Below are 12,093 nucleotides of genomic sequence, written 5' to 3' on the forward strand. Positions count from 1 at the left end.
GGTCTCAGCCCTTGCCGTTGACGTGCACCAGGATGCGGGCCGGCTGCTGCGGCGTCGCACCCTTCACCGTCACGCGCAGCCAGTTTCCGAACGTGGCCAGCGACAGCTCTGCGATCGCGGATGCGGCCTTCAGCGTCACTGCCTCTCCGCGACGGATCCAGTGGATGCCGTCGGGCGAGATCTCGGTCGCGAGCTCGAGGTCGGGATGCGGGCCTTCCGTCTGCACGAAGATCACCGCTTCGCTGGCCCAGCCCGCCTCATAGGATTGCGTGGCGTAATCGCCATCGATCACGACCCGTCGCGCGATGACGGATGTGTTGGTCTGCTGCATGTGCGTCTCCTGTTCAGCTCGCGAACGTTCAGCCCGTGAACGCTCAGCTCTCGGCGGCGAGCGCCGAGACGTTGTCGAAATCGATGATCGCGTCCTGCTCGATGAGCGTCGTGCGCAGCACCTCGAAGTCGAGTTCCGACATCGACATCCCGTCGCGCACCGCGAGGGCGGCGGCTGTGCCGGCCCCCTGCCCCATCGCCATGCAGGTGGCCATGACCCGCACGGACCCGAAGCCGGGCCCGTCGGCGCAGATGACTCGCCCCGCCGTCATGATGTTCTCGCTGCCCTGTGGCACGAGCGAGCGCAGCGGCACATTGTATGGACGACGCAGGATCACGAGTTCGTTCTGATCGATCGAATCGGTGTGGTGGATGTCGATCGTGTGCGCACCTTTGGCGATCGTGTCGGGGAACGGCTTCGGGTTGACGATGTCATCCTTGGACAATTCGTACAGTCCGACGATGTGGTGCGTCTCGCGCACCCCGGTCTGGATGCCGGACTTCGCGAGCCAGGCATCGCGGAACTCGGGGAACTCCCGCCGCAGCACGTCGATGACGAGATGCATCTTCTCGCGCAGGCTCGTCTCGGTGCGAGAGAACCACTCCGGGTCGCTCGCATCCGTCGGCTCTCGGAGGACGTTGATACTGACCATGCCCTCGTGGAAGAACCGGTTGATCCACGGTCCACCGAAAAGCGGGAACTCGCCCGCACCGTACAGCTCTGAGAGCCGAGCGCGAATCGTCTCCGACACCGGAAGGATGCCGTCCACGGCGTCGCCGAAGACGTACTCCAGCGCATCGGTGTCGACCCCGCCGAGCTGGAACCACAGCGAGGCAGGCTGCAGCACGTCGCCCTTCGTCGTCGGCAGTCCCGCCGCGCGCACGACATCCGCATCCCCCGTGCAGTCGATGACCGCGTTGCACGCGTACGCCACCCGGCCGGCCTTGTTCTGCACGACCACGTGGCTCACACGCCCGTCCTCAGAGACCACATCCGCGAACCAGGTGTGCAACAGCATTGTCACACCGCTCTCCAACAGCAGCCGCTGCGCGGCCAACTTGAGGATCTCGTCGTTCACCGGCCAGTTGCCGCTGTCGCGATCGAGCTCGGCTCCCCCGAGTTCGGCGGCGATGCGCATGAGCTCGAGGGGAATCCCGCCGACGTGCTGCCGACCCGAGACGCGGAACTCGCTGATCGGCGTGACCAGGGCGCTCGTCGACATCCCGCCGACGAAGCCATAACGCTCGATCAACAGCGTCGTCGCCCCGTTTCGCGCGGCCGCGACCGCCGCGATGACGCCCGCCGGCCCTCCGCCTGAGACCACCACGTCGTACTCTCCGACGACGGGGGTCTCCCGCGCCGGTTCACTGATGAACACTGCTGACTGCTCCGCTCTCACTCGCACGAGTAGACGACCGAGTCGAGGAACAGACTCACCGAACGGTCGGTGTCGGTCTCGACGAAGAAGATCGGGTTGATGAGGTCTTTGATCGACTTGTAGCCGGGCACGAGCGTCGGGCTGAGCTCGCGCATGTCGAACACCTGATCCATCGACTGCAGCTCGACGTACTGACGCGCCTTCACGTCGACCGTCAGACGGAAATAGAGCCAATTGATCTTGTCCGGACTCTCGTTGTAGAGCAGGTCCTGCTCACCGCCCGGTATCCACTGGAACCCGTCACCGGATCCGTCTTCGAAGCGGCGGCCGTACCACTGGTTGTCGACGCCGGGCACGCACCACCCGTCTTCGACGCCGAAGTTCCAGTCCTTGCGGGTGACGCCGTCGCCCACCCGGTAGTACTGCCACTTCTTGACGGGCTTTCCCCCCAGAGCGTTCACGTAGCGCACTCCGGGCATGTACCTGTGCTGGTCGTCCTGCACGTCGAAGAAGAAGCCGATCGCGCGGATGTCCTCTTCGCCCAGACCCTCGCGGTCCTGCGTCGGCGTATAGGAGTACCAGGCCTCGATCTGGATGTAGCGCGGGTCGCCGAAGCGCGACAACCGTTTGATCGCGTGGCCCATGCTGCCAGGACGCGGAGGTTCCGTGTGAGGGCCACCCGTGGGTGCGGTGGTGAGCTTGAGCGAGTACGTGCCCTCCATCGATCCACTGGAAGATGCGAACCGCATCGAGGCGGAGCTCAGCTGCGTCGCCGGCCAGCTGCCGAGATCGACGACCGAGTCGAAGGACTCGTAGTCGTCGTAGACGTAGTTCGGGGTGAGATCGAGCCAGCCGTTGTAGCCGGTGTCGAAGTCGTCGTAGGTGATCACGCGCGCGAGCGGGTTGAAGCGCTCGAGACCGCGGTCGTAGCTGAGGAAGCGTTCCATGTCGTTTTCTCCAGTGCGCAGAGGAGGAGAGTGCGTGCGACGGGAGCGGTGCGCGCCGCCCCCGTCGCACGTGGATCACTGCTGCGTGAGATACACCGTGCTGAAGTCGATGAACTCGGTCGGCGGGATCTCCAGCCCCTGCACGTTCGATCGGGCTGCGACGTTCGCCTTCACCTGGAACAGCGGGATCGCGGGAACGTCCTCCGCCATGATGTCGACGACCTGCTGGTACAGCTCGGTGCGCTCAGCCTCATCAGTGGACTGCTGCGCCTGTGTCATCAGGGCGTCGAGCTCGGGGTTGCAGTATCCGAGTCGCGCAGCTGCACAGCTGTAGAGACGGTTCAGCGTGTAATCGGCGTCACCGGTGATCGTCTGGTTCGGCTGCACGTCCATGTCCCAGTTGAGGGCTGTGAACTCCGCGAGCCAGGTCGCGGCATCCATTCCCTTGGGCTCGACGGTGACGCCGATCTCATCCCATGCCGAGATCATCGCCTGCACGAGGTTGTTCGTGCCGGCGACACCCGTGTTGAAGATGATGTCGGTCTCGAATCCGTCGGCGTAGCCCGCTTCGGCCAGCAGCTCCTTGGCGTGCTCCGGGTCGTACTCTGGCAGGTCGGCCGGGAGGCAGCCGAACGCGGACGACGGGCAGAACGACTCCATCGGGGAGACCGTGTCGCCGTACAGGCTCTTCAGGATCGTCGGGATGTCGAGCGCCTCCCACAGGGCAGTGCGCACTCGCACGTCATCGAGCGGGGTGTGCTCGTTCTCGAACCACACGAACCAGTAGTTGAGGCTGTCGATCTGGGTGAGCTCGACGTCCGGCATCGACTCGATCGAGGCGATCTGATCGAAGGGCACGTCGTTGACGACCTGCACCTCGTTGTTCGACAGCCCGGTCATCTTGGCGTTGATGTCAGGGATGATCTTGAACGTCAGCGTGTTCAGCTTCGCCTTCTCGCCCCAGTAGTCCTCGTTGCGCACCAGCGTCACGTGGTCGTCGGCGACGTAGTCGTCGATCACGAACGCGCCGGTGCCGATGGGCTCCGCCCACCACGCGTCATCCGTTGAGTGCGCCGCCTGACCGATGTAGACCATCGACAGGATGCCGACGAGTGTGCCGGTGGGGGCGTTGGTGTTGATCACGACGGTGTGATCGTCGGTCGCCTGATAGTCCTTGATGACGGAGAGGGACGCGGCGAGCGCCTGCTGCTGAGCGATGTAGCGGTCGAGCGAGCCGACGACGTCGGCTGCCGTGAACGGCGTGCCGTCGCTGAAGGTGACGTCCTCGCGGAGTGTGAACTCGAGGCTTGTCGGCGTTGTCCACTCCCATTCCGTGGCGAGAACCGGGTTGATGCTCTCACCGTCGAACCGCACGAGCGGTTGCATGACGTTGGAGAGCACCTGGTTCATGCCGATCTCCAGCGGCGCCTTCGAGATGTCCAGAGCCTGGATGCCGTAGTTCGGCACGAACGTGAGAACCTGCTGGTCATCGGGAAGCGGGTCACCCGCGGCTCCGCCGCCCCCACCACCGCCACCGGCACAGCCGGTGAGAGCGAGTCCGACGACGGCGGCCACTGCAGCCGCCTTCGCCAGTCGTGTGCGTAGCGTTGTCATGCTGTCTCCTTCGATCTGTTGACATGTGATGCGGCCTCTCGGTCGGGATACCGTGAAGCGTCTATGGGGTCTGTTCGAGCCAAGGTCGGACGACGGGCACGGCGGCGAACAGTCGCTTGGTGTACTCGTCCTGCGGGTTCTCGAACAGTTCGACCGCTGTGCCCTCTTCGACGACCACGCCGCGGTTGAGCACCATCACCCGGTCGCAGATGTGCTCGACGACCGACAGGTCGTGCGAGATGAACAGGTAGGCGAGGTTGAGCTCGCGCTGGAGGTCGTCGAGCAGATTCAGCACCTGCGCCTGCACCGACACGTCGAGGGCTGACACGGCCTCATCGCAGATGATGAGCTTGGGTCGCAGCGCAAGGGCGCGGGCGATGCCGATCCGCTGGCGTTGCCCTCCCGAGAACTGATGCGGATACCGATCGGAGTAGTCGGGGTTCAGACCGACGCGCTCGAGAAGCTCTTTGACCTCGGCGGTCCAGCGCGACCGAGCGACGAGGCCAGGATGCACGCGCCACCCCTCCGCGATGATGTCCCGCACAGTGAGTCGCGGATTCAGCGACGCCTGCGGGTCCTGAAAGATCATCTGCATCTGTCGGCGCACCGACTTCAACTGCCGCGGCGAGTAGTCCGTGATGTCCTGCCCGTCGAAGCGGATCCGCCCGGCGCTCGGCTTCACGAGCCCGATCACGGTGCGCGCGACGGTTGATTTACCCGATCCGGATTCGCCCACGAGTCCGACCGTCTGGCCGGCCGACAGTTCGAAGTTCACGTCGCTGACGGCGACGTTCTCCCCCGTCTTGCGCAGCAGAATGGAAGAGCGGATCGGATAGGCGACCTTGAGGTTCTCGACCTGCAGCAAAGGTCCTGTCCCAGTCATTTCGCCAGCACCTCCTCGGAGCGGATGCACGCGGCCAGATGCGGCGGCAGCCATCCGTCCGGCTGCCGAAGCGGCGGGACCGCCGCCTTGCACGCCTCTGTCGCGAACGGGCAACGAGGGTGGAAGGAGCAGCCGGTCGGCAGCGACAGCAGATTCGGCGGTGCGCCGACGATCGGCTTGAGACGTTCGCCGATCGTGCTCGCGCTCGGGATCGAATCGAGCAGACCCTGCGTATAGGGATGTGCCGGGTGGTCGTACATCTCCCGGATGCGGCCCGTCTCGACGATGCGCCCGGCGTACATGATCGCGGCGCGTTCTGCCACGTCGGCGACGACGCCCAGGTCGTGGCTGATGAGGATCAGCGCCATCCCCGTCTCGGCCTGCAGATCGGCGAGCAGCGTCATGATCTGCGCCTGGACCGTGACGTCGAGGGCGGTGGTCGGCTCGTCGGCGATGAGTACCCGAGGTTCGAGAGCGATCGCCATCGCGATCATGATGCGCTGGCGTTGTCCACCGGAGAACTGATGCGGATAGTCACGGATGCGTGTCTCGGCATCCGGGATTCCCACGCGTTTGAGCAGCTCGAGCGCTTTCGCCCATGCTTCACGCTTGCCCATACCCCGACGACGCCGGAACGGCTCGGCGATCTGATAGCCGATGCGGAACACCGGGTTGAGCGAGCTCAGCGGGTCCTGGAAGATCATCGCGATCTCGGTCGCACACAGCTCACGCACCTTCTTGATCGGCTGCGCGGCGAGGTCGGTGCCGCCGTACACGATCCTCCCGCCGGCGATCGAGCCCGCGGGCCGCGGCAGCAGCGCCATGATCGCCTGCGCCGTGACCGACTTGCCCGACCCGGATTCGCCGAGGATCGCCAGTGTCTCGCCCTCGGAGACCTCAAAACTCACGCCGTCCAGTGCCCGTACGACGCCGGCCGACGTGGAGAACTCGACGGCCAGGTCCTGCACTGACAGCAGCGGCCCGCCCGACGACGTTGCGTCGCGCTCAGGTTGCGTCATCGTCATCATGCGCTCCTCAATCGAGGGTCGTAGTGGTCGCGGATCGCGTCGCCGAGGATGCCGGTCGCGAGAACGAGGATCAGCAGGGCCACACCGGGCAGTGTCGAGATCCACCATGCGGTGGTCATGTGCGCGGTGCCGTTCGCGATCGTGCTGCCGAGGCTCGGCACGCCCAGCGGCACACCGACGCCGAGGAACGACAGCGCGGCTTCCGCGAGGATGACCTGCCCGAACTCGACGGTCAGGATCACCAGGATCGGCGCCATCGCGCCAGGGAGAAGAGTGCGTGCGATCAGGTGCGTGTTGCCTGCCCCAAGGGTGCGCGAGGCTTCGACGAACTCGCGCGTCTTGAGGGAGAGCACCTGGCCGCGCGTGACACGGGCGATGATGACCCAGTTCGCGATCGAGAGCACGATGATGATGTTCCAGATGCCCTGGCCGAGGACCGAGGCGATCAGGATCGCCAGGAGGATCGCGGGGAAGGCGAGCTGGATGTCGGCGATGCGCATCAGGACCATGTCGAGCTTTCCGCCGAAGTGGCCGGCGAGCATTCCGAGCAGCACGCCGACGAAGCCGGCGAACAGCAGGGTGCCTGCACCGACGACCAGAGACACCCTGGCGCCCTCCATCATCTGGGCGAAGAGATCCTGGCCGACCTGGTCCGTCCCGAAGATCGCCACCGATCCGTTCGGCAGTGTCGATCCGGGCGGGAGCAGTCGCGATGTGACGTCCACCCGTAATGGGTCGAAGTCATACAGGATCGGTACGAAGATCGCACCGACCACGTAGAGGCCGATGACGATCAGCGGCAACGCCATTCGCAGGGCGACCGCTTTGCGCGTGCGACGCGCCACCTGCATCGTCTGCAGCGCGATCGTGACAGGGGCTGCACTCATGATGCGAGCCTCACTCTCGGGTCGAGGTAGGCATAGACGAGGTCGACGATCAGGTTGATCACGACGAAAGCGGCGGCGATGATCACGACGCAGGCCTGCACGACGTTGTAGTCGCGGGCCAGGATCGCGGAGACGAGCAGGCGCCCGATCCCGGGGAACGAGAACACCGTCTCGGTGATGACTGCTCCGCCCAGCAGCGTGCCGACTTCGAGGCCGACGACGGTGACGATGGGGATGAGTGCATTGCGGATCGCGTGCGGGAAGATGACGATCCGTTCCGGGAGCCCTTTCGCCCGCGCGGTGTTCACGTACCCCTCACCGTTGACCTCGAGCAGGCCGCTGCGGGTGAGGCGGGTGAGGATCGCGATGAACGGCAGCGCGAGGACGATCACGGGAAGGATCAGACTCTGCGGGCTGCTCAGCCCCGAGCTCGGCAACCACTGCAGCGTGCGAGAGAACACGAGGATCAGCACGACTCCGACCCAGAAACCGGGGAGCGCCTGCACGAGGATCGATCCGACGCTCACGACTCGGTCGGCGAACTTGCCTGCACGCAGAGCGGCGAGCAATCCCAGCGGCAGGCTCACGGCGAGGGCGAGCAGGCAGGCGAGGAACGCCAACAGGGCGGTGTTGGGCAGCACCTGACCGATCAACGTCATCGCCGGAACCCCCTGGCGGTACGAATCGCCGAACTGGCCCATCGCCGCCTGGCTCAGGAACTGCGCGTACTGGATGATCAACGGCTGATCCAGGCCCAGTTCCTTGCGCAGCGCAGCCAACTGCTCGGCCGTCGCCGAATCTCCCGCGATGAGAACCGCAGGATCCGCCGGCACGAGGCGGACGATCACGAAGACGACCGTCGCGACACCCCAGAGCACGAAGACGGCGAGCAAGAGTCGCCGAACCGTGTATCCGAGCACTGTGCACCTCCACAGGACCGGCGACCGACCTTCGTCGATCAGGGTCCTCATCGATCCTGAACATTATCGTTCATGTAGATTCCCGCATCCGGCCCGCTTTGTCAACCGGGATCTTTTGGCCCCGTATTTCCGGGGATCGCACGCCCTAAGGACGCGTGAGGCATTCAAAGGCGGGTTCCGTTGACACATGATTACGATAACGCTAATGTTGCCCGCACACGGTGCCCTCAACGGATGGCGGCGCCGAACCTCACGTCTAGGAGTCAACGGTGACAACACCACAAATCGCGGACACCGCAGCGGCGCTGCGAGACGCGATCCGCAGCAGCGACCCACGGCTGTCGAAATACAATCCCCTGTCTCGAATCCTCACGTTCGACGACTTCAATCACGGCGCACACGGCTGGGTGGAGCTCGGAGGCAACTACAACGGGCGCGGCGACCTCGACTCGATGGACGAGCACTTCCGGGATTTCCGTCCGCCGCAGCTGTCGAACCAGAACTTCTTCGACGTCGGCACGCACGGAGGCATGACGGGCACCTACTCGTTGAAGCTCGCCACCCGGAACATCCCCGGTCATGCGGCCACCGCCATCCGGCGTCTGACGATGGCTGGTCGCGGACTGCTGCAGATCGAGGCGCACATCGCCTGGAAGGTCGAGGCGAACCTCGGCGGCGGCGAAGAGGCCAACAGCTACGGCGACATCACGTGGGATGCGAACTCGCACCCCTCGGAGGCGCAGTTCGGATCGTTCACGGTGGCGACCGACCTCAGCCACGAGGGCGTGCGCTATCACAACGTCATGCGCTTCCAGAACGCTGACGAAGAGGGCCGCATCATCCAGAAGTGGATGTACCCCACCGTCGCCGAGCCCACTCCTCATGAGCGCTTCGAGGGCAAGCACGACTACGGCCGTTACTCAGACTTCACCGCTCCGAACCCGGAGGACTGGCGCGATCTCAGCGAAGAGCGTCAGGAGGCGTGCTTCAACGAGGTGCCGACCAAGGTGAACTGGCACTACGTGCGCTTCCTCATCGACACCACCACGCGGTCGAACGTCGAACTCCAGTTCAACAACACGGTCTATGACCTGCGCGACGTTCCTGTGCCCCCTTACGCTGAGAAATACGAGTCGCTGGAGACTCTGCTCAACTTCTACTTCTCGGTACGCACTCTCGGCCCGCACCGTAACTTCCTGTTCCTCGACTCCGCCGTCATCTCGGCAGATTGGTGATCCGACCGTGAGCATGCGACAGTCGCAGAGCGCAGTCCTCGAGCGTGGAGTCGACCTCGGCGACGCCTACGACACCGAGCCGTTCGAGGTGGCCTGGGCGGGGGAAGCCCGCTGGTGGATCCACTTCCTGCAGCCCGCGGAAGAGACCACGGTCGAGTTCCGGGTGCAGATCTCCCCGGACGGGCTGAACTGGATCGATCATGAGGGCATCGAAGCGGTCACATCGAAAGCGACCGGGTTCGTCTCGATCCCGGTCACGAACTTCGGCCATTGGCTGCGACTTCGGAGCACTCGAACGACGGGAGAAGCATCGCCGATGCTTCGCATCTACCTGGAGCTGAAGGAGTAGCGAGGCAGATCATGCCCAGAGAAACAGGAGGGTCTCGGCGACGCACGCTTCAGGACGTCGCCGAGACGGTCGGCCTCTCGGTCAACACCGTCTCGCGCGCACTGCGGGACCTCCCTGGCGTCGGCGATGCCACTCGTGCGCAGATCAAGGCCGAGGCCGAGAGGATCGGTTACGTCCCCAACGCGCACGCGCGGTCGCTGGTTCTCGGATCGCGCAAGACGATCGGCGTGATCATCACCGATCTGGCGAACCCGTTCTTCAACGACCTCGTCACCGAGATCGAAGAGCAGGCGATCCAGGCGGGGTACACGCTCGTGCTGCTGCTGTCCGATGAGGACCCCGAGCGCGAACAGGTCGCCGTCGACACGGCGCTGCGCTCAGGTGTCGACGGCATCATCGCCGTCCCGGTGCAGGGTCGTTCGAACCCGTGGGAGGCGGTCACCCGTGCCGGCGTTCCGCTCGTGCTCGTCGCGCGCGAGATGCCCGGGCTCGGTGTCGACTTCTTCTCGAGCGACAACCAGACCGCTCGGCGACAGACCACCGAGACGATGATCGCGCTCGGCGCACAAGACATCGTCCTGCTCGAGGAAGACCTCCGCATCTCCACTGTCAGCCATCGTCTCGACGGATTCCGTGCGGCTCTCGAAGCCCACGGCATCGAGTACGACTCGCGGCGGACGGCAGTCGTGCCTTCGCGGCGCACGGCGCGTGGCGCGTCGCTGTGGCGCGGCGAGGACGCCTACCTCGTCGCCAGCGACCTGCTCGAAAGCGGGCGCGTTCCGGACGGCATCCTCGTGGGCAACGACTTCTTCGCCCTCGGGGTGTACGCGGCGCTGCGGGAGCGCGGCATCGTGGTCGGCAAGGACACCATGATCATGGGGTGGGGCGACTATCCGTTCTCGCGCTACCTCGACCCGCCGCTGTCTACGGTGCGCCTGCCGGTCGTCGAGGTCGCACGCCGCGCGACGACCCGCATGCTGTCGCTGCTCGACGGCACCGCGACGCCTGGCCCCGTGGCCGAGTACATCCAGCCGGAGATCATGCTCCGCGCATCCACGAACCACTGAGGCTCCGCCTTTCACTGACGCCGATGGAGGCGCTCATGTCGCGTACGCACTATCTCGAGCCGAGCCGGGAAGTCCCGATACTCGCAGACGTCGACGTGCTGGTCGTCGGCGGTGGACCGGCCGGGGTGTCGGCCGCCGTTGCTGCCGCCAGAACCGGCGCGCGCACGTTCCTCGTCGAAGAGAGCGGCGGCTTCGGCGGCATGTGGACGCAGGGCCTCGTCATCACGCTCGCCGTGTACAACTCATGGCTTGCCCCTTCGCGCGAGCGCGTCGTCGACGGTGTCGGCGGCGAGTGGCTGAGGCGTGCAGCGAACCTGGGCGGCGCAAGCGACCACGATGGGTGGGTGCTGAACTCGGACCCCGAGAAGATGAAGCTGGTCGCCGACGAGCTGCTGACTGAAGCCGGAGTCGAATTCCTGCTGCACGTGCTGGCGACGTATCCGATCGTCGAAGATGGGGCGGTGGTCGGGTGCCTCGTCGAGACGAGGGAAGGACGGATGGCCGTCACGGCGAAGGTGACGGTGGATGCCACGGGCAACGGCGACGTGGTCGCACGCGCTGGTTCGGACTGGCTGAAGGGCGACACGCTGCAGCCGATGACGATGCCGATGTACATCGCGAACGTCGCTCCCCGCGTCGGTGTGGATCATCTGACGCCCGCGCATGTGCGCATCGGGCCTGAGGCGGGGTATCTGGACGGGCGAGGACTCGCGGACTCGCAGGCCGCGAGACGCGATGTGCCGCTCGACCTCCACGCGATGCGGGAGGCGCGTGTCCGCGACGAGCTGCCGGTGTTCGGCGGGCCGTGGTTCGGCGGAATCGAGAAGGATGAGGTCTGGGTCAACACGGTGCGCATTCTCGGAGACGCGACAGACAATCGCGACCTCACCCGCGCCGAGGTTCAGGGGCGCCGCGACGCGCACACGCTGTTCGAGTACCTGCGCGATCATGTCGACGGGTTCGAAGACGGCCGGCTCGAGCGGACGAGTCCGACCATCGGTATCCGTGAGACGCGGAGGCTGGTCGGCGTCGCGACACTGACCGGCGACGAGATCAGAGCCGGCGAACAGGCGGAGGACTCGATCGCGCTCGGCGCCTGGCCCATCGACGTGCACCCGGCGGACGGCGAGGTTGGAGCACACACGATGTTCGTGCCTGCCCCGTACGGCATCCCGTATCGCTCGCTCGTTCCGGCGAGGACGGACGGGCTCCTCGCCGCCGGACGGTGCATCTCGGTCGATCGTGAGGCACTGGGGTCAGCGCGAGTGGGTGCGACCTGCTGTGCGACAGGGCACGCGGCCGGAACAGCAGCGGCGCTCAGCGCGCTGAACGGTGTACAGCCGCGCGAGCTGGACGTCAGGATGCTGCAGCTCACACTCCGAGAGCAGGGTGCTCTCGTGTCGGTGGACGACTTGCAGCGCTGACTCTGAAGCACGTTCGATGGTCCGTGTCAA

The 12,093-nt window shown here is 65.4% G+C and carries 12 protein-coding genes; 4 read left to right on the top strand and 8 right to left on the bottom strand.

Annotation, left to right across the window (positions count from 1 at the left end; all coding sequences use genetic code 11):
* Positions 1–4: 4 nt before the first annotated feature.
* The 8 genes from ACP7AR_RS09030 to ACP7AR_RS09065 all read right to left on the bottom strand — a co-directional run bounded on the left by ACP7AR_RS09030 (position 5) and on the right by ACP7AR_RS09065 (position 8,039).
* Positions 5–331 (bottom strand): DUF6385 domain-containing protein, encoded by a 327-nt coding sequence (locus tag ACP7AR_RS09030; protein WP_426184896.1) that lies wholly within the window; start codon positions 329–331, stop codon positions 5–7.
* A 43-nt stretch (positions 332–374) separates the two neighbouring features.
* On the bottom strand, positions 375–1,709 hold the full coding sequence (locus ACP7AR_RS09035; protein WP_426184898.1) for an FAD-dependent oxidoreductase: 1,335 nt from the start codon (positions 1,707–1,709) through the stop codon (positions 375–377).
* A gap of 17 nt (positions 1,710–1,726) precedes the next feature.
* Entirely contained in the window at positions 1,727–2,656 is a 930-nt protein-coding gene (locus ACP7AR_RS09040) for a DUF6772 family protein (RefSeq protein ID WP_426184900.1), read from the bottom strand.
* A 75-nt stretch (positions 2,657–2,731) separates the two neighbouring features.
* Positions 2,732–4,270 carry an ABC transporter substrate-binding protein gene (locus tag ACP7AR_RS09045; RefSeq protein WP_426184902.1) on the bottom strand — a complete coding sequence of 513 codons (1,539 nt, stop codon included), beginning with the start codon at positions 4,268–4,270 and terminating at the stop codon, positions 2,732–2,734.
* 61 nt (positions 4,271–4,331) lie between these two features.
* A complete protein-coding gene (locus tag ACP7AR_RS09050) occupies positions 4,332–5,153 on the bottom strand; it encodes an ABC transporter ATP-binding protein (protein ID WP_426184904.1) in 822 nt (273 codons plus the stop codon).
* Entirely contained in the window at positions 5,150–6,178 is a 1,029-nt protein-coding gene (locus ACP7AR_RS09055) for an ABC transporter ATP-binding protein (RefSeq protein ID WP_426184906.1), read from the bottom strand. The genes ACP7AR_RS09050 and ACP7AR_RS09055 overlap by 4 nt, the downstream gene beginning before the upstream one ends.
* The gene (locus ACP7AR_RS09060; protein WP_426184908.1) at positions 6,178–7,068 is read right to left on the bottom strand and encodes an ABC transporter permease; all 891 of its coding nucleotides are present in this window, start codon (positions 7,066–7,068) and stop codon (positions 6,178–6,180) included. Before ACP7AR_RS09060 ends, ACP7AR_RS09055 begins: the two co-directional genes overlap by 1 nt.
* The gene (locus ACP7AR_RS09065; RefSeq protein ID WP_426184910.1) at positions 7,065–8,039 is read right to left on the bottom strand and encodes an ABC transporter permease; all 975 of its coding nucleotides are present in this window, start codon (positions 8,037–8,039) and stop codon (positions 7,065–7,067) included. The genes ACP7AR_RS09060 and ACP7AR_RS09065 overlap by 4 nt, the downstream gene beginning before the upstream one ends.
* Positions 8,040–8,257: 218 nt before the next feature.
* Between ACP7AR_RS09065 and ACP7AR_RS09070 the strand changes: the two genes are divergently transcribed.
* The 4 genes from ACP7AR_RS09070 to ACP7AR_RS09085 are packed head-to-tail and all read left to right on the top strand — an operon-like array spanning position 8,258 to position 12,063.
* Positions 8,258–9,223 carry a DUF6772 family protein gene (locus ACP7AR_RS09070; protein WP_426184912.1) on the top strand — a complete coding sequence of 322 codons (966 nt, stop codon included), beginning with the start codon at positions 8,258–8,260 and terminating at the stop codon, positions 9,221–9,223.
* 13 nt (positions 9,224–9,236) lie between these two features.
* On the top strand, positions 9,237–9,572 hold the full coding sequence (locus ACP7AR_RS09075) for a DUF6385 domain-containing protein (protein WP_426187700.1): 336 nt from the start codon (positions 9,237–9,239) through the stop codon (positions 9,570–9,572).
* A gap of 11 nt (positions 9,573–9,583) precedes the next feature.
* Complete coding sequence (locus ACP7AR_RS09080; RefSeq protein WP_426184914.1) at positions 9,584–10,639, top strand: LacI family DNA-binding transcriptional regulator; 1,056 nt, start codon at positions 9,584–9,586, stop codon at positions 10,637–10,639.
* Between the two features lie 35 nt (positions 10,640–10,674).
* Positions 10,675–12,063, top strand: a complete 1,389-nt coding sequence (locus ACP7AR_RS09085) for an FAD-dependent oxidoreductase (RefSeq protein WP_426184916.1) — start codon at positions 10,675–10,677, stop codon at positions 12,061–12,063.
* Positions 12,064–12,093: the final 30 nt, after the last annotated feature.

The organism is Microbacterium sp. TWP3-1-2b2, assembly GCF_049896145.1.
Lineage (GTDB): Bacteria > Actinomycetota > Actinomycetes > Actinomycetales > Microbacteriaceae > Microbacterium.